Genomic DNA, 17215 nt, shown 5'->3' on the forward strand with positions numbered 1-17215 from the left:
GATTTTAACGAGTCCTGAGCCTAGCCGTTGTCCAAGCTGTGGAACAAGATCTGAGCGGATACACAGTCGTTATCATCGACGCCTGTCGGATCTTCCTATCGCGGGAAAATCTGTGCGATTGGTTATGCACTCCAGCCGACAATCCCGCATCTGACACGATCGTCATTGCATCGATGCCTGTAACGTCATCGGATTTCGAGACTGCCGGATGTGGACGGCGACAAACCGCTGAAAAAGAAATTCAAGGCCTATGCAATCGGCTATTTTCACATCGATCTGGCCGAGGTGCAGACCGCTGAAGGCAAGCTTTACTTGTATGTAGCAATCGACACGACCTCCGAGTTCGCCTTCGTTCAATTGGTCGAGCGCACCAAAACAGCGGCAGACTTTCTGGAAGCCTTGGTTGCCGCTGTACCATATGAGGTACACACGGTGCTGACTGACAACGGCGTCCAGTTCGCCGACATCCCGAAGAACCGAAATGGCCCCACCGCGCGGTTCCGGGGCCATCCTTTCGACCGGGCATGCTGGCGACACGGTATCGAGCACCGGCTGACCAAGCCCAGACATCCCTGGACGAACGGACAAATCGAGCGAATGAACCGGACGATCAAGGAATCCACGGTCAAACGGTTCCACTACGACAACCACATGAGCACGCTGAAAAGCTGCATCGGCGCGGTTGCTAATTTCCTGCTGAGCGAGGTCGAGGCCATTTCAATCATCGAGGGCGGACGAGAGGCTGTTGGCCGGACGTCAGTTTCTAAACGTATACTGCGTCGATGGTCTCGACGAAAGCAATGCGGGTTTGGCGGAGACGTTCAGCCAAGCACGAAGGCGGATTGCAGGCACCTGACATGATTGGTGAGGATTAATCATTTCGCTGCCTACTGTCTGAAAGGCGGCCGTTTCCCGACTGTCGGGTTTAGAGATAATATTGTTGAAAAGCTGACATTTGATGCCGCTCGATGCTGGGATGTGTCAGAATATTCGCGGGCTGTTCCCTTTTCTTGCTCATTATGTCGTCGAGTATTGTTATAGGAAAAGGCGAAACGACCGAGATCTACAGTCACATGATCTGATGCTGGACGAAACGATCGATACCGAACGGATTTATGCGCTGTGGGACGAGCTTTCGGATTTCGAGGCGTCCCGCATGCCGGAGGCGCGCGTGCATCTGCTCTCGGTCGTCTGCGATATGATCGATGCGCGACAGGCCGACTGGATCGGCGCCGTGAGGCTTGTCGACAACATCCATCGCGATCCGCTTTTCGGCTGGCGCCCGCGCAGCCTGTCGGCACTTTATCCCGACGCTGAAACCGCACGAACCATCCAGGAAGCCTTCTCCCTGATGGAAAAGGGCGAACCTGACATCACCACGATCCGCAATGCCGCGCTTGCCGGACAGTTCCGGGTGTTCATGCTGGATGAGCTTGCGACGCCCGAGTGGTTTGAAAGCTATTCCTACAAGACCTTCTATCGCGGTCTGGACCGGCTGGATTCGATCTGGGTGGGCATTCCCATCAATGCCGACGCCGAAATCCAGATCGGCTTTCACCGCGCGCTCTCGCAGTCGCGATTTTCGGAGCGCGATCGCAAGATCGTGGCGCACGCCCTGCGCGGCATCCGCTGGTTCTATCGTCTGCAGATGCTGTCGGAAGGGATCGGGGTCGCCTCCGAAGCCTTGACGCCGATGGAGAGCAAGGTGCTTCACGACCTGCTGCAAGGGCTGTCGGAGCGACAGATCGCCGAAAACAATGGCCAAAGCCCGCACACCGTCCATGATCACGTCAAGCGGATCTACCGCAAATACGGCGTTTCCAGTCGCGCGTCTTTGATGGCGCTGTGGCTGGGCCAGCCCATACCCCCCTGAACAGGGGATTCCAAACGCTGGACGCCTGATCGATAAGCATTGGCAAAACAGGGTCTCGTCAGTTCCGGTGCACCTCGCCGCCGTCATCAGGCTGAATGCAAGAGTGAGTCCCTTGTGCAAATATTCACGTGGGGGGAACCATGCATCGAACGGCCCTATCAGAGAAACCCGGTTTCCTGGCGATAACGCGCCTGCAATTGCTCGCACGGCTCGATGAGCAAAAGGCTGTAGCGAGTTCTGCGGAGACATCGCGCAGAACCGGACCTCCCGCGCGCCCGGCTTCCTCCTGGTGGGGGTTTCTCGCCTTTGGACCGCTCGCCATCGGATGCCTTTTTGCGCAGACCGACACGGCGCTGGCGCAAACCGCGGAGCGGATCGAACAGACGGTTGCCGGCCAGACGACCATTCTCGAACGGTTCACGCCGCCGCAGCGCATCGGCACGGTCGATATCAAGGTTCAGGATCAGCGGCGGCGCACCCCCGAAAAGGATGCAGAGGCGATCCGCTTCACGCTGAAATCCCTGTCGATCGAGGGCGCTGTGACACTGCCCGGCACGGCGTTTTCCGATCTCTGGCAGGGGATGACGGGCAAGGTCATCACGCTTGCCGATCTCTATCGGATCGCCGCGGAGATCGACGCCCGGTATCTGAGGGCGGGCTATCTCGCCATGACCGTCGTGCCGGTTCAGGATTTTTCCTCCGGAAAGATCACGCTCCGCGTCTATGAAAGCTATGTCGAGACGCTGGAAGTGAACAGTTCCATTCCCGGCATCCGCGAACGGCTTGCGCCCTATATCGACCGGATCATCGCCATGCGGCCGATCCGGATCAAGGAAGCCGAGCGCATCCTGCTGCTGATGAGCGATCTTGGCGGGCTCGACATCGAGGGCACGCTGATACGACCGGAGACCCCGAAGGGCGGCGGAACATTGCGCCTCGACATCGGCTTTGACCGCGCCTCGGGTGGCGTCGGGCTCGACAATCTCGGGACCGATGAGGTCGGGCCGCTGGAGCTTTCCGGCAATGTCACCGTCAACGATATGCTCGGGCTTTTCGACAGCGCAAGCCTTGTCGGCGTGACGGTTCCCAACATGCCGCAGGAGATGATCTTCCTGCAGGCCTCTCAGGATATCCCGATCGGCCACAACGGCCTGTCCGCCGGATATGACCTTTCCTACATCACCCAGAAGCCCGGCGGCGACCTGAAGGCAGACGACATTCATATCGAGTCCGTGATCGGCACGGCGCGGCTCGACTATCCCTTTATCCGCACGATCGACCAGAGCCTTTTCGGTAGGCTGGAGGTCAATCTGCGCAATGATCGCGTCGATGTGATGGGCGCGCGGGCGGCCCGCGAACAGACGCGTTGGGCGGCCATGTCGCTGACCTATGACCGGCAGAAGGGAGACACCGCCTTCCTCACAACGGCGGAATTCGGCCAGGGGCTGGGACAGGAAACCGCCCTGCCCGAGGTGCCGGAGGATTACCGGTTCGCGCGGGTGAACTTCGACATTGCGCATGATCTTGGCGCCGACACCGCAATCCGGTTGCGCAGTGCCGGACAGTATTCCGCAACGCCGCTGCCGGCGGCCGCGCAATTCTCGCTCGGTGGCGATCCCTATGGCTGGGCGTTTGATGGCGGCACGCTTTCCGGCGCCAGCGGCGCGGCGGCCGCCCTTGAACTCAGCCATGATTTCGAGACCGGCTGGGCGGCGCTTCCGGGGCTGACCTGGACGACGTTCGCGGATTATGGCGTCGTCTGGAATGAAGAGGCGAGCGCCGACTATGCGCGCGATGCGCTCGGCTCCGTCGGCGTCGGCGTCAGCGGCATGCTGGCGGAAAAGATGAGCTTTCAGCTGATCGCGGCCGTGCCGTGGTACAGCCCCGACAATGGCGAGGATGAGGGGCTCAGGGTTTTCTTCAGGCTGGGGCTGCCGCTCTGATGCGGGTTTGATCGCGTCAGCATTCGACAACGAGATATTCCGGCCACACCGGCTATTGCAACGAAAAGAGGTTTTCCATGTCACGGTTCAAAGCTTCGCGCCGCCATTTCCTGACCACGGTTTCGCTGGCGTCTGCCTCGATCGCCTTGCTCTCGTTTCCCGCCTTTGCCGAGATGCTGCCGCCATCGCGCACATCGGGCGTCCCGGTTCCGCCCGGTCAGATCGACAAAGCCGTGGCCGCCCTTGATGGCATCGTCGAAGACATCAAGGCCCTGAGCGGCGTGCCGGGCATTGCCGTCGCCGTGGTTCACGGCGGCGAGACCGTTTATGCCAAGGGGTTCGGCACGCGCGACGCCGATGGGGCGTTGCCCGTCACGCCCGATACGGTGTTCCAGCTCGCCTCGCTCTCCAAGTCCGTTGGCGCGACGGCTGTCGCCCGCCAGGTCAGCCGCGGCGTGGTCTCCTGGGACAGCCGCATGCAGGACCTGCTGCCGTGGTTCTCGCTCTCCGATCCAGCAGTGAGCGAAAGGCTGACGATCGGCGATCTTTACAGCCATCGCTCCGGCCTGCCGGACCATGCCGGCGATGAGTTGGAAGACCTCGGCTTCGACCGCCAGACAATTCTCGAACGGCTGCGGCTTCAGCCGCTCTCCCCCTTCCGCACCAGTTACGCCTATACGAATTTCGGCCTGACCGCGGCGGCTGAAGCGGTTGCCGAGGCCTCCGGCATGGCGTGGAGCGATCTCGTGCAGGAAGCCGTGTTCGAGCCGCTCGGCATGACCGACACAAGCGCCCGCTTTGACGATTTCATGGCGCGGGAGAACCGGGCGACGCCCCATGCCAGAACCGCAGACGGTTTTGCCGCGCTCTACCAGCGTGAGCCGGATGCCCAGTCACCGGCGGGCGGCATCAGTTCGACGATAGAAGACATGGCCAAATGGATGACAATGGTGCTCGCCGATGGCGGCGACCTCATCCGGCCGGAAGCCCTGCAGCCGGCGATCAGCCCGCAGAGCTTTTCCAGCAGGCCGCACAGCCCGGATGAACGCGCCGGCTTTTATGGCTATGGCTTCGGCGTCGGCACAGATCCGAGCGGCCGGGTGGTGCTCAGCCATTCCGGCGCGTTCATTCTGGGATCTGCGACCTATTTCGCGCTGATCCCCTCGCTCGATGTCGGGATCATCGTTCTCTCCAACGCCGCCCCGGTGGGCGCGGTCGAAGCGATCGGCGCGAGCTTTACCGACATGGTTCAGACCGGCAGCGTGACCCGCGACTGGTTCTCGGGCTATGAGGCGCTGTTTGCCGGACTTTACACGCCGCTCGGCGAGACCGCCGGAATGCCGTTTCCGAAAGCGGCCGCTGCGCCGCCACTCGCAAGCTATTGCATCGGCCGCTACAGCCATCCCTATTTCGGGACCGTGGAGGTGCGCGAGGACGAGACCGGCAGCCTCGTCTTGCTTGCCGGGCCCGAAGCGGAAGCTTTTGCGCTGTTGCCGTGGGACGGCGCGATGATGGTGTTCGATATCGAGACCGAAAACGCGCCCGCAGGCTCCCGCTCCGCCGCCACGTTTTCCGGCGGTTCGGACGAGGCCGAAGCGCTGGAGATCGAACTCTTTATCATGAACGGACCGGCGCAGTTCAAGCGAATATAAAGCGGCTCGCGGCCGACCACTCTCAGGTGCAGCGCCGGTAGGCGCTATCGCATGACTACCCGGTCCCAATGCCATGTGTCTCCTTAGGCAGCAGTGAAACGTCCCGTGACTGGGAGGGCTCCATGAGGCTGGTCGTAAGCCAGCAATAAGGCCTTGAAGGGATACGAACCGACGCCCCCATATGCGCCGAGCCTTGCGCATCGGAGGCGCCAAGTCCCCATCGTCCTTAAAAAGGAATGCGCAGGATCACCGAAAGACCGCCATCTGCGTCCGGTTAGGTCTCTCCTAATCAGCGCTATCGGATTTGCTATTTTTGTTTGCCAGGCAATGCCCCTAGGCTTTTGCTGCGCACAAAGAGAACTGGTGACGGTTCGCGCGCGTCGTGAAAATGGGGTGAAGTGCGTATGGCTTTGGAAAGATTCGACACGGTCGTGGTCGGCGCCGGTCAGGCCGGGATCGCGGCGAGCGAGCATCTGAGCAACAACGGAACGCAGCATGTGGTGCTTGAGCGGAGCCGGATTGCCGAACGCTGGCGAACGGCGCGCTGGGATTCGCTTGTTGCAAACGGTCCGGCCTGGCACGACCGTTTCCCGAACCTCGAATTCGAGAGCGCCGACCCCGACAGCTTCATCCACAAGGATGCCGTTGCCGACTATTTCGTCGCCTATGCCGAGAAGATCAATGCGCCTGTCCGCTGCGGGGTCGAGGTTCTTTCCGTCGAACGCAAGGACCGCGAACGCGGCTTTCTGGTGAAGACCGACAAGGGCGACTTCGAAGCCCTGAACGTGGTCGTGGCGACCGGCCCGTTTCAGCAACCTGCCATACCGCCGATCATCCCGGACACGGCGGCGATCAACCAGCTGCACTCGTCCGACTACCGCAATCCCGCGCAATTGCCGGCCGGCAACGTCCTGGTTGTCGGCGCCGGATCGTCCGGCGTCCAGATCGCCGATGAACTCGCCCGAAGCGGCCGCAAGGTCTACCTGTCCGTCGGCCCGCATGACCGGCCGCCGCGCGCCTATCGCGGCCGGGATTTCGTCTGGTGGCTCGGCGTTCTCGGCAAATGGAACCTGCAGGCGCAGGCGCCCGGCACGGAACATGTGACCATCGCGGTCAGCGGCGCGCGCGGCGGCGAGACCATCGATTTCCGCAGGCTGGCGGAAAACGGCATGACCCTGGTCGGGCGCACCGAGGATTTCGAGAACGGCGTCCTCAGCTTCGCCCACGACCTTGCCGACAACATCGCCGGCGGCGATGCCTACTACCTGTCGCTGCTCGACGAGGCCGACGCCTATGTGGCGCGCAACGGCCTCGACCTTCCGGCAGAACCCGAGGCGCGCGTCTTCGGCCCGACGCCCGACTGCATCGCCAATCCCGTTTCCAACCTCGATCTCGAAGAAGCCGGAATCACCACGGTCATCTGGGCCACCGGATTCCGCTCCGACTACAGCTGGCTGAAACTCGACATATGCGACGAGCACGGCCGACCCGTGCACCAGCGCGGCGTCTCCGACGAACCCGGCCTCTATTTCCTCGGCCTGCCCTGGCTGTCCGGGCGCGGATCGAGTTTCATTTGGGGCGTCTGGCACGATGCGAAATATGTTGCCGATCACATTCTGATCCAGCAGAAATACCGCGATTATCAAGCGCCGTCGGACGGCTTGCGGTCAGCGGCGGAATAGGCCGCATCGCAGCATACCGCATCGGTCACGATATCGGCCCAAGCAAAAGGGAGCCCCATGGCACATACGCGCATTCGCAAATTCAACACCAAGGACACCTATCCGGAGCAGAAGCTCGACAACGACCTGTGCCAGGCCGTGGTGGCGCGCGGCAGGACCGTGTTTCTGCGCGGCCAGTGCCCCCAGGACCTCGACACCGCCGAAAACATCGCAAGCCATGATCCGGTCGAGCAGACCCACAAGGTCATGCAGAATATCCGGCAGCTGATCGAGGAGGCCGGCGGCTCGATGGAGCATCTGTGCAAGGTCGTCGTCTATCTGACCGATGTGCGCCACCGTGAGGCCGTCTACCGCACGATGGGCGAATATATCAAGGACGTTCATCCGGTCTCGACCGGCGTGGTCGTGACCTGCCTCGCGCGGCCGGAATGGCTCGTCGAAATCGACGGCACCGCCGTCATTCCCGACTGAACCAGCCCCGACTGAACCAGCAAAGGCCCGGACATGACCTTTTCAATCATCGCCCGTTGTCGCAACACCGGACAGTTCGGCGTTGCCATCGCCTCGTCCTCTCCGGCGGTTGCCGCGCGCTGCATGTTCGCCGAGGCCGGCGTCGGCGCCGTCTCGACGCAGAATGTCACCAACCCGGCGCTCGGCCCCCTCATGCTTGGCGAAATGAGGAAAGGCGCCAGCGCGGAAGAGGCCGTTGCCGCCGCCCGTGATGCCGATGGCTTTCCGGCCTACCGGCAGCTTCTTGCGATCGACGGAAAGGGTCAAAGCGCGATCCATTCGGGCCCCAAGGCGCTCGGGATCTGGACAAGCGCGTCCGGAACCGATTGCGCGGCCGGCGGCAATCTTCTGGCCAATGACCAGGTGCCAGCTTCCATGGTTTCCGCCTTTGAAACGGCCGCCGGCACGCTCGCCGACCGGCTGGTCGTCGCGATGCAGGCGGGTCTTGCCGTGGGTGGCGAGGCCGGGCCCGTCCATTCCGCCGGCCTCCTGCTCGTCGACCGGCAGAGCTGGCCCTATATCGAGCTGCGCATCGACTGGCTGGACGCGGACTGCCCGATCGCGGCCCTGGCCCGCGCCTTCGAGATCTACAAGCCCCAGGCGGACGACTATATCACGCGCGCCCTGAACCCCGAGGCCGCGCCCTCCTATGGCGTGCCGGGCGACGAATGACGGAACCCGGCCGTCCGTCCCATGCTCGATTGCTCCCCCGCAAAAGCCCCGTATACTAGCGCTGGCAAGCGCACGGCTTTTGAAGGACAGAGGAACAGGGTGCCACTTCGTATCACCTTCAGACAGCTGGAATATTTCGTCGCCGTTTGCGATTGCGGCTCGATTGCGCATGCCGCGCAGAAGATCAATGTTTCCTCGCCCTCCATCTCCGCGGCCATCGCCCAGCTTGAAGCGGAATTCGGCCTCAAACTGTTCGTCCGCCGCCATGCCCACGGCCTGTCGCTGTCGCAGACCGGCGAACTGTTCCTCAACGCCGCGCGCGAGACGCTGGAAAAGGCCAATGCGCTCAACCAGCTGGCGGCCGATGTGGCGGGAACGGTGCGCGGCAACCTCAGGGTTGGCTGCCTCCTGACCTTTGCCCAGATCGTGCTGCCGCGCCTGCGCCGCAGCTTTGTCGATCTGTTCCCAGAGGTCGTCTTCAGCCAGTTCGAGCGGGACCAGTCCGAGCTTTTCAACGAACTGCGCGCCGCAAGGCTGGATATCGCGCTCACCTACGATCTCAACATTCCGGCGGATCTCAACTTCGTGCCTCTCGTCGAACTCTCGCCTTTCGCGCTGTTCAGCGAGGGCCACCCCCTGGCCGATCGCCCCTATGTTTCGCCGGTGGACCTTGCGCGCTATCCGATGGTCCTGCTCGATCTGCCGATGAGCACCGACTATTTCCTATCGATCTTCTCGTCGCTGGGAATTCGTCCGGAGATCGCGGAACGGACGCGGGATATGGCGGTGATGCGCTCGCTGGTGGCCAATAATTTCGGATATTCGGTCGCCAATATCCGGCCCTTGTCCAATCTCGCGCCCGACGGCCAGAAGCTTCGTTTCGTGCCGCTGTCGGGATCGGTGCGGCCGCTCAATATGGGCCTGCTGATGTCCGAGGGGGCGGCGAACGCCCGCACCGTCTCGACCTTCATCGAACACGCGAAGAATTTCATCCAGAACGACGACACCTTCCATTTCGCCGGCAGCTAGACCGCGTAAGCCACAGTCAGAGAAACCTCCCCATGCCGGATAGAATAAAGCCGCTCCTCGAACAGCTTGTCGCCTTCCCGACGATCGCCGGCACGCCCAATATCGACCTGATTACCTGGGTAAAGGACCTGCTGGACGCAGCAGGGTTTACCGTGACCGTCATTCCCGCGCGGGACGGCACCAAAGCCGGCCTGCTCGCCCGGTTCGGCGACGGCGATGGCGGGACGCTGTTTTCCGCCCATACGGATGTCGTTCCGGTTGACGGGCAGAACTGGACGGAAGCGCCGTTCCGGCTTGCGGAGCGGGAGGGGCGCTATGTCGGTCGCGGGACGACCGACATGAAGGGCTTCATCGCCTGCGTGCTGGCGCTGGCCGAAACACTGCGGGAAACGCCGCCGGCAAGGCCCGTTCTGATCTGCCTAAGCTGGGACGAGGAGCTCGGCTGTCGCGGCATTCCGGACATGATCGACAGTGTTGTGCCGGTGCTGGGCCGGCCGGACCTCTGCATTGTCGGCGAGCCGACTCTGATGCGCGCCGTGCTGGGGCACAAGGGCAAGGCCAGCTACCGGGCCGAGTTCGACGGCACACCCGGCCACTCCGCAATGGCACCCTATTTCACCAATGCGCTCCATGGGGCCGCCGAGTTCATCCTCGCGCTGAGACACCTTCAGGAGGCGCTGGCGCAGGAGGGCGCGCGCGATGAGGCCTTCGACCCGCCTTATTCCACCGTCCATGCCGGTATCGCCCGCGGCGGCGTGGCGCTGAACATCGTGCCGGATCATGCCGAGGTTCTGTTCGAAATTCGCCATCTGGCGAGCGAAACCCCGGATGCCATCCTGTCCCGCATCGTGCTTCCCGAAGGCGCGCGGATCACCCGCACGGGACAGTATCCCGGTCTCTCGGCCCTGGCGGACGACCCCGTGGTGATGCGCTTTTCCAGCGCCCTGCCCGACCCGACGCCGGCGACCGTCGCGTTCGGGACCGAGGCCGGCTACTTTGCCGAACGCGGCATCCCGACGATTGTCTGCGGTCCGGGCACGATGAAAGACGGGCACCAGCCGGATGAATCGATCGCCATTGATCAGCTCGCGCGCTATCACGCCCTGATCCGCGACTGGGTTCTCCGCTGACGGCTTCGCCTTTCCTTAATTGCAACTAAGCGATTTCCTTCTTTCTCGATTCCGGTCCGCGCGCCATCCTGCGTTTTGATGTGCCTTGGTACAAGACCGCGCGTCGCGAAAAGGAGGTTCGAATGACAAAGCATGTAGACGCGGTAAGCGAGCTTGCCGAGAATGTGGCGACCCCGTTCGAGCGCGCCCAGGCCATGCCGGTTTCGGCCTATACCAGCGAGGATTTTCTAGCACTCGAACAGTCCGAGATCTTCTCCAGGAGCTGGCTTTGCGCCGGACGGGCCGATGCCTTGAAGAAGCCCGGCGACTACATGACGATCGAGATCGCGGGCGAGCCGATCATCGTCCTGCGCGACCGGGAAGGCGAATTGCGGGCGCTCTCGAATGTCTGCCGCCACCGCATGTCCGTGCTACTGGAAGGCCGCGGCAATGTCCGCACGATCACCTGTCCCTATCACGCCTGGACCTACTCGCTGGACGGCAGCCTGCGCGGCGCGCCGGCGATGGAGAAGAACGATAGCTTCTGCAAGAACGACGTCAGCCTGCCGGCGATCCGCAGCGAGGAGTGGCTGGGCTGGATCATGGTCACGCTCGATCCCGACCTGCCTTCCGTCACTGAAACCCTTGCCGACGTCGACACGCTGGTCGGCTATCTGAACATGGGCGATTATGTCCAGACGTTCAGCGAGGAGCATCGCTGGAACACCAATTGGAAAATCCTTGCCGAGAATTTCATGGAGAGCTATCACCTGCCGATGTGTCACGCCGGCACAATCGGCGGTGCGTCGAAGCTGCAGGACATGGTCTGTCCGGAAGGGTTCCCGGGCTTCAATTACCATCACATCCTCAAGGACGACTCCGTGCCGCTGGCGCTGGCGCATCCGTCCAACACGGCGCTGGAGGGCGACCAGCGCCGCCGCACCTGGCTGCTTGCGATCTACCCGTCGCTGATGATCACGCTGACGCCCGGCTACTTCTGGTATCTGTCGCTCTTGCCCGATGGTCCGGGCGGCGTGAAGATCCTCTATGGCGGCGGCCTGTCTCCGGAATACATGAACGACCCGAAGGCGGAGGAGCATTTCGCGGCGCTGAAGGGCCTGCTCGATCACGTCAACGAGGAAGATCGCGGCTGCACTGAGCGTGTCTGGAAAGGCCTTCAGAGCAAGTTCGCCAAACCGGGGGCGCTTTCCCACCTCGAGCGCCCCAACTACGAATTCGCCACCTGGATTTCGAACAAGGTGTCAGCGAAGTAGAACGGCCTGATGGTGATACGCTCTCGGAACAGCACCAAGCGCCAGCAGGTTGCGGGCCTTAAAGAGCATTCGAACTGGAAGCGCTCGGTCTATGGACGCTAGTTCATGGCGAGGTCCTGCTTGCGGGTGGCCCAGCCGCAGACGCGCTTCTCGATCACGGCGAAGACCGCGTAGAGAAGAATGCCGAGGATGGCCAGAGCGAACAGGCCTGCGAAGGCGAGCGGCACGTCGAAGCTTGCCGTCGCCATCATCATCACCGTGCCGATGCCGCGGTTGGCGGCGACCGTTTCCGACAGCACGGTCCCGACGAAGGCCAGCGTCACCGCCACCTTCAGCGAGGCGAAGAAATAGGGCATGGTCCGGGGCAGGCTGACATTGCGCAGCACCTGATAACGCGAGGCGCCGAGCGCCTTCAGCACGTCCTCCATCTCCGGCTCGGTGGTGGCGAGCCCGGTCGCGACATTGACGACGATCGGAAAGATGCAGGTGGTGAGCGCGGTCAGCACCGCCGGCAGCGTGCCGGAGCCGAACCAGAGCACGAAGATCGGCACGACGGCGACCTTGGGGATCGAGGAAAAACCGACCAGCAGCGGATAGGCGACATTATAGGCCGTGCGCGATATGCCGACGATGGCGCCGAGGGCAACGCCGATCACCATGCCGAAGAAGAAGCCGACCAGGGTTGTCAGCAGGGTCTGCAGGATATGCGGCCACAGCGCCGGCATGTTGACGATCAGCGTCGAGAGGATCGCGGACGGCTTCGGCAGCACGATCGGACTGACTTCGAAGACCACGCAGGCGACCTGCCAGAAGACGAAGAGCAGCAGGATGAAGCTCGCCGATTTCAGATGCTCGATGGTGGTTCGCGACAGTTTCACGGCGTGACCTCCTTTTGTTTCAGGCGGGCCTCGAAGATCAGCCGGCGCAATTCGTTGGTCAGGTCCGAGAAGGCGGGCTCGAAGGTGGTTTCAAGCGTGCGCGGACGGGAAAAGCCGACTGCCCTGTCCTCGGTCACCCGGCCGGGACGGGCACTCATCACCAGGATGCGGCTCGCGAGAAAGGCGGCCTCGCGCAGGTCATGGGTGACGAGGAAGACGGTCGGTTTCGTCTCGATCCAGAGGTCCTGGAGCACGGACCAGAGCTCCTCGCGGGTGAACTGGTCGAGCGCGCCGAACGGCTCATCGAGCATCAGCAGGGCCGGTTCGTGGATGAGCGCGCGGCAGAGATTGGCGCGCTGCAGCATGCCGCCGGAAAGCTCCCATGGCCGGCGATCGCCGAAGCCTGAAAGGCCGACGCGGGCGAGAAGCGCTTCGGCCCGATCGCGGAACACGGTTTTCCTGTCCCGGCCGAATGTATTGGCGAAGGGTTTTACGATCTTCAGCGGCAGCATGATGTTTTCGCGGATGGTGAGCCACGGCAGCATGGTCGGGTTCTGAAAGGCCATGCCGATGCCGATCTTTTCCGCGCCCACCTCGCGACCGGCAACAAACACGTTGCCGTCGCTCGGTTGCAGCAGTCCGGCGACCAGCTTCAGGATGGTCGACTTGCCGCAGCCCGACGGACCGACCATGGCGACGAAATCGCCCGGACGAACGGTCAGGTTGGTCTGGTCGAGCGCGAGGAAGGCATCATCGCCCTTGCCGAAGCGCACCCGGACATTCTCGAGCTGGGCGATCTTGGTCGGCGGCTCGTGGGCTGCAACAGTCATCGCTGGTCATCCTCCGCGAGCAGTTTTTCAAAAGCGGCGACGCCGCTCCTGGCAATCTCGACGTCCTGGTCGCCCGTACCCGAACCGACGCCGATCGCGGCGACGACCATGCCGTCGACCATCAGCGGCAGGCCGCCGGGTAGATTGGTCATCCGCCCCGATGTCGCCTCGGCGAGAAGCAGGGCCTTTTCCTCGGGCAGGTTTCCGGTCGCAAGCCCCGTCGAAGCCGCGGTCATCGCCTTGCGGGTGGCGCTTTCGACGGACAGGACCCGCGAGCCGTCCATCCGGCAGAAGGCGAGCAGGTTGGTGCCCTCGTCGACGATGGCGATGCATTGCGGGATGGAGAGCCGTTCGGCTGCGGCCAAAGCGGCTTCGAGAACGGCCATGGCGCCGCGGTGAGAGAGCTTCGCGGCGGGGCGCAGTATGGACATGGGCGGAAGGTCTCCCTGCAAGGTTTCAGACATGGCGCACATAGCCGCCATCGACGCGGATGACGCTGCCGGTGACGTAGGACGCCGGGGTCGAGCAGAGGAACGCAGCCATGGCGGCGATCTCTTCGGGCGTGCCGTAGCGCCCCATCGGTATCTGGGAGAAGGAGCGGGCGCGCACGGTCTCGACCGAGATATTCTCACGCTCGGTCGTGGCCTCGTCGGTGAGCGCGACCCGTTCGGTGGCGATCCTGCCCGGCATCAACACGTTGACGGTGACGCCATCCTGCGCCACCTCCGGCGCCAGCGATTTCGACCAGGCGATCAGCCCGGCGCGCAGCGTGTTGGAAATGCCGAGCACCGGGATCGGCTGCACGGCGCCGGTGCTGACCACGGTCAGGACCCGGCCCCAGCTTCTCTGCCGCATCGCCGGCAGGAAAAGATCGGTGAGGCGGATCACGGAGAGCGACATGGCGCGAAAGCTGTCCTCCCAGTCGGCGACATCGCGGCCGATCGCGCTGCCATAGGGCGGCCCGCCGGTATTGTTGACCAGAATGTCGACCGGCCCGACCCGCTCGGCGAAGTCGCCGAGGCTGGCCGTATCGGCGAGGTCGAGCCTGAACGGTTCAGCCTGGCCGATTTCGGCGGCCGCGATGCCCAGCGCCGTCCCGTCCCGTGCCGCGATCGCGAGGCTCGCACCTTCGGCGGCGAGCGCCGTTGCGATCGCAAGCCCCATGCCACGATTGCCGCCGAGAACCAGCGCGCGCTTTCCACTGATGTTCAGATCCATGCGGTAATCTCCCGTGTTTTCCAGGCGGATGAGGTTTCCTGGGCGAGGAACCGTCCGCGCCCGGGCCTTGCGAGCAACTGTCCCCGGTCGACGATCACGTCGCCCCGGGAGATGACCGTGATCGGCCAGCCCTGGACTTCCAGCCCTTCGAAGGGCGTGTAGTCGACATTGTGATGCAGCATGTGGTTTTCGATCGTGACGCGTTTTTCCGGGTCCCAAACGGTGATGTCGGCATCGGCGCCGATCGCGATCGTGCCCTTGCGCGGCGCGAGGCCATAGAGTTTCGCATTGTTGGTGGCGGTGAGCGCGACGAAGCGGGGAAGGTCGATGCGTCCCTTCATCACGCCTTCGCTGAACAGGATCGGCATGCGGGTTTCGAGGCCCGGAATCCCATTGGCGACAGCACGGAAGGACGGGTTTGGCCCGGCCTTCAGCTTGCCTTCGGCGTCAAAGCGGTAGGGCGCGTGATCGGAATTGAAGACGTCGACCGTGCCGTCCTCGATCCCGCGCCAGAGCGCGGCCTGGGCGGCGGTGTCGCGCGGCGGCGGGCTGCACATCGCCTTGGCGCCCAGCATGTCCGGCATGTCGAGATCGTTTTCCGTCAAGAGCAGATATTGCGGGCAGGTTTCGGCGATCACCACATGGCCGCGCTCTCGGGCGCGGCGGATTTCGGTCAGCGGATCGCCGCCGGTAACATGGACAACGACAAGCGGCACGCCAGCGATCTCGGCGAGCGTCACCGCGCGGTGCGTCGCCTCACGCTCGACCGGCAGCGGCCGCGAATGGGCATGGGAGATCGGTTTCGTCCGTCCCGCCTGTTCCAGCCGGTCGGCAAGCCAGCCGATGATCTCGTGGTTTTCGGCGTGGATCAGCACGATCGCCTTTTCCCGTCGCGCCGTTTCGAACACGTCGAGGATCTGGCGGTCGCTGAGCTGCATCGCCTCATAGGTCATGTAGACCTTCAGGCTGGTGTGGCCGCGACGGATGAGCGCTGGCAGCTCCTGGCCAAGCACGGCCGGCGTCGGATCGCTGACGATCAGGTGAAAGCCGTAATCCGTCACCGACTGGCCCTCGGCGCGGGCATGATAGTCCGCGACGGCGGCGGTGAGCGACTGGCCGCGATGCTGGACGCAGAACGGCACGATCGTCGTCGTGCCGCCGAAGGCCGCGGAAATGCTGCCGGAACGGAAGCCGTCGGCCATGCGGGCGCCCTTCGAGGCGAGGCCCGGCGCCTGCGGCTGGTCGAGGTGGCAATGCGCGTCCAGACCTCCGGGAAGCACGAACTTCCCGGAGGCATCGATCACCCGGTCGCCATCGGGAATGCGGTCCGCGATGGCGACGACACGTTCGTCCCGGATGCCGATATCGGCTTTGAAGACATCCGACGCGGTTGCGACAGTGCCGTGGCGGATGACGAGGTCAAAGGTCATGCAGGCAGTTTCCTGACGCTTTCCGGTGGCAGGAAGGAGGGGTCGAAGACATCGGCCGGCGCGGGAACCGCCGGAAGCCCGAAGCCGGCCGCGACCGCATCCATGCTCTTGGCAAGCCGGGCGTCGTCGACAGCGCCGAGGCCATTGGCTTTCGATTCCGGCGTGGTCATCTGGTTCTTGATCAGCCAGAGCAGCTTCTGCTCCTCAAGATCGGCATTGATCAACGGCGCCTTGGCCTTGAGGGCAGCAATGGCGGCCTTGGGATCGGCCGCCGCCGCCTGCCAGCCGCGGGCGCTGGCCTCTACAAAGGCCTTCGCCGCTTCCGGATTGCCGGTGCGGAAGGCATCCGACAGGATGAGGCCGTTGCCATAGAGATCGAGCCCGACCTCGGAATAATAGAGGAACTTAATGTCCTCGGGCGCGATCCCGGCCTTCATCAGGCCGAAATACATCGTCGAATCGAAGCCCAGGATGGCATCGGCGTCGCCGCCGGCCAGCACCGCCTCGCGCAATTGCAGGCCGACCATGTTCCACTTGATGGTGGCGGGATCGATATCGACATATTTGGCATAGGCTCCGAACAGCCGGTAGGCGCCGTCCGGTGCTGCCGCGCCGATGGTCTTGCCTTCGAGATCGGCCGGTTTCTCGATGCCGGATTTCGTCAGCGTGCCGACGCAGAGCGGGCTGCGGAAATAGACCATGTAGACATCGCGGATTGCAGCGCTCTCATTCTTGGCGTTGAACTCCGCCATCGAATTGATGTCGGCGATGCCGCCGTCATAGACGCCCGAGCCGACGCGCGAGACGGCCTCGCCGGAGCCGCCGCCTGCATCGAACTGGCAGGAAAGGCCCGCCTCCTTGTACCAACCGTTCTGCTCGGCCAGAAAGAAGGCTGCATTTGAGCCGTCGAACGGCGCCGCGAACGAGAATTTGACCGTGGTCTCCGCTGCCGCGCCGCCGGCTCTCAGGACGAAGGGCGCCGCGAGACTGGCTCCGACAAAGGCCCTGCGTGAAAGTTTCAGTCCTGCCATTTGCTTCCCCTTTTTGATGGACTTGACAGAAATGGTCTTGCAAGGGGTGTGCCAGACTGCAAACATGAATAAAAACAATCAAAC

16 protein-coding genes and 1 pseudogene are annotated in these 17215 nt (G+C 63.2%); 11 read left to right on the forward strand and 6 right to left on the reverse strand.

From position 1 onward, the window contains the following. Positions 1 to 58: 58 nt before the first annotated feature. The 11 genes and pseudogenes from B4E36_RS08710 (at position 59) to B4E36_RS08760 (ending at position 11744) form a co-directional block, all read left to right on the forward strand. The gene (locus B4E36_RS08710; RefSeq protein WP_345900251.1) at positions 59 to 154 is read left to right on the forward strand and encodes a hypothetical protein; all 96 of its coding nucleotides are present in this window, start codon (positions 59 to 61) and stop codon (positions 152 to 154) included. Then, positions 124 to 651, forward strand: a pseudogene (locus B4E36_RS08715) (DDE-type integrase/transposase/recombinase); the annotation flags it as partial. The gene B4E36_RS08710 and the pseudogene B4E36_RS08715, both read left to right, overlap by 31 nt. Positions 652 to 1081: 430 nt before the next feature. Next, positions 1082 to 1873, forward strand: a complete 792-nt coding sequence (locus B4E36_RS08720; protein WP_292055667.1) for a response regulator transcription factor — start codon at positions 1082 to 1084, stop codon at positions 1871 to 1873. Between the two features lie 140 nt (positions 1874 to 2013). Continuing rightward, the gene (locus B4E36_RS08725; protein WP_292055666.1) at positions 2014 to 3816 is read left to right on the forward strand and encodes a ShlB/FhaC/HecB family hemolysin secretion/activation protein; all 1803 of its coding nucleotides are present in this window, start codon (positions 2014 to 2016) and stop codon (positions 3814 to 3816) included. Between the two features lie 77 nt (positions 3817 to 3893). After that, positions 3894 to 5468, forward strand: coding sequence for a serine hydrolase domain-containing protein (locus tag B4E36_RS08730; RefSeq protein ID WP_292055665.1), 1575 nt, complete (start codon positions 3894 to 3896; stop codon positions 5466 to 5468). A gap of 404 nt (positions 5469 to 5872) precedes the next feature. Next, positions 5873 to 7150 (forward strand): flavin-containing monooxygenase, encoded by a 1278-nt coding sequence (locus B4E36_RS08735; RefSeq protein ID WP_292055664.1) that lies wholly within the window; start codon positions 5873 to 5875, stop codon positions 7148 to 7150. 57 nt (positions 7151 to 7207) lie between these two features. Beyond that, the gene (locus tag B4E36_RS08740) at positions 7208 to 7621 is read left to right on the forward strand and encodes a RidA family protein (RefSeq protein ID WP_018063365.1); all 414 of its coding nucleotides are present in this window, start codon (positions 7208 to 7210) and stop codon (positions 7619 to 7621) included. 33 nt (positions 7622 to 7654) lie between these two features. Further along, positions 7655 to 8332, forward strand: coding sequence for a DUF1028 domain-containing protein (locus B4E36_RS08745; protein WP_292055663.1), 678 nt, complete (start codon positions 7655 to 7657; stop codon positions 8330 to 8332). Positions 8333 to 8431: 99 nt separating this feature from the next. Beyond that, positions 8432 to 9361, forward strand: coding sequence for a LysR substrate-binding domain-containing protein (locus B4E36_RS08750; protein ID WP_292055662.1), 930 nt, complete (start codon positions 8432 to 8434; stop codon positions 9359 to 9361). A gap of 32 nt (positions 9362 to 9393) precedes the next feature. Then, entirely contained in the window at positions 9394 to 10491 is a 1098-nt protein-coding gene (gene argE / locus B4E36_RS08755) for an acetylornithine deacetylase (RefSeq protein WP_292055661.1), read from the forward strand. Positions 10492 to 10613: 122 nt separating this feature from the next. After that, positions 10614 to 11744: an aromatic ring-hydroxylating oxygenase subunit alpha gene (locus B4E36_RS08760; protein ID WP_292055660.1), complete on the forward strand. Its 1131-nt coding sequence runs from the start codon at positions 10614 to 10616 to the stop codon at positions 11742 to 11744. A 98-nt stretch (positions 11745 to 11842) separates the two neighbouring features. Here the strand turns inward: B4E36_RS08760 and B4E36_RS08765 are convergent, their stop codons facing one another. The 6 genes from B4E36_RS08765 to B4E36_RS08790 are packed head-to-tail and all read right to left on the reverse strand — an operon-like array spanning position 11843 to position 17131. After that, positions 11843 to 12622, reverse strand: a complete 780-nt coding sequence (locus B4E36_RS08765) for an ABC transporter permease (RefSeq protein WP_292055659.1) — start codon at positions 12620 to 12622, stop codon at positions 11843 to 11845. Further along, positions 12619 to 13452, reverse strand: coding sequence for an ABC transporter ATP-binding protein (locus tag B4E36_RS08770; RefSeq protein WP_292055657.1), 834 nt, complete (start codon positions 13450 to 13452; stop codon positions 12619 to 12621). The genes B4E36_RS08765 and B4E36_RS08770 overlap by 4 nt, the downstream gene beginning before the upstream one ends. Continuing rightward, entirely contained in the window at positions 13449 to 13883 is a 435-nt protein-coding gene (locus B4E36_RS08775; RefSeq protein ID WP_292055655.1) for a GlcG/HbpS family heme-binding protein, read from the reverse strand. The genes B4E36_RS08770 and B4E36_RS08775 overlap by 4 nt, the downstream gene beginning before the upstream one ends. 25 nt (positions 13884 to 13908) lie before the next feature. Beyond that, complete coding sequence (locus tag B4E36_RS08780) at positions 13909 to 14670, reverse strand: SDR family oxidoreductase (protein ID WP_292055654.1); 762 nt, start codon at positions 14668 to 14670, stop codon at positions 13909 to 13911. After that, positions 14661 to 16100: a dihydropyrimidinase gene (gene hydA / locus B4E36_RS08785; RefSeq protein WP_292055652.1), complete on the reverse strand. Its 1440-nt coding sequence runs from the start codon at positions 16098 to 16100 to the stop codon at positions 14661 to 14663. Before hydA ends, B4E36_RS08780 begins: the two co-directional genes overlap by 10 nt. Further along, complete coding sequence (locus B4E36_RS08790) at positions 16097 to 17131, reverse strand: ABC transporter substrate-binding protein (protein ID WP_292055651.1); 1035 nt, start codon at positions 17129 to 17131, stop codon at positions 16097 to 16099. Before B4E36_RS08790 ends, hydA begins: the two co-directional genes overlap by 4 nt. Positions 17132 to 17215 lie beyond the last annotated feature (84 nt).

The sequence above is a fragment of the Martelella sp. UBA3392 genome, assembly GCF_002358775.1.
Classification (GTDB): domain Bacteria; phylum Pseudomonadota; class Alphaproteobacteria; order Rhizobiales; family Rhizobiaceae; genus Martelella; species Martelella mediterranea.

Coding starts and splice junctions, on each gene's coding strand:
- B4E36_RS08780 (WP_292055654.1), bottom strand. CDS start 14,670: ATGGATCTGAACATCAGTGGAAAGCGCGCGCTGGTTCTCGGCGGCAAT.
- argE (WP_292055661.1), top strand. CDS start 9,394: ATGCCGGATAGAATAAAGCCGCTCCTCGAACAGCTTGTCGCCTTCCCG.
- B4E36_RS08735 (WP_292055664.1), top strand. CDS start 5,873: ATGGCTTTGGAAAGATTCGACACGGTCGTGGTCGGCGCCGGTCAGGCC.
- B4E36_RS08730 (WP_292055665.1), top strand. CDS start 3,894: ATGTCACGGTTCAAAGCTTCGCGCCGCCATTTCCTGACCACGGTTTCG.
- B4E36_RS08790 (WP_292055651.1), bottom strand. CDS start 17,131: ATGGCAGGACTGAAACTTTCACGCAGGGCCTTTGTCGGAGCCAGTCTC.
- B4E36_RS08740 (WP_018063365.1), top strand. CDS start 7,208: ATGGCACATACGCGCATTCGCAAATTCAACACCAAGGACACCTATCCG.
- B4E36_RS08770 (WP_292055657.1), bottom strand. CDS start 13,452: ATGACTGTTGCAGCCCACGAGCCGCCGACCAAGATCGCCCAGCTCGAG.
- B4E36_RS08720 (WP_292055667.1), top strand. CDS start 1,082: ATGCTGGACGAAACGATCGATACCGAACGGATTTATGCGCTGTGGGAC.
- B4E36_RS08725 (WP_292055666.1), top strand. CDS start 2,014: ATGCATCGAACGGCCCTATCAGAGAAACCCGGTTTCCTGGCGATAACG.
- B4E36_RS08775 (WP_292055655.1), bottom strand. CDS start 13,883: ATGTCCATACTGCGCCCCGCCGCGAAGCTCTCTCACCGCGGCGCCATG.
- hydA (WP_292055652.1), bottom strand. CDS start 16,100: ATGACCTTTGACCTCGTCATCCGCCACGGCACTGTCGCAACCGCGTCG.
- B4E36_RS08745 (WP_292055663.1), top strand. CDS start 7,655: ATGACCTTTTCAATCATCGCCCGTTGTCGCAACACCGGACAGTTCGGC.
- B4E36_RS08760 (WP_292055660.1), top strand. CDS start 10,614: ATGACAAAGCATGTAGACGCGGTAAGCGAGCTTGCCGAGAATGTGGCG.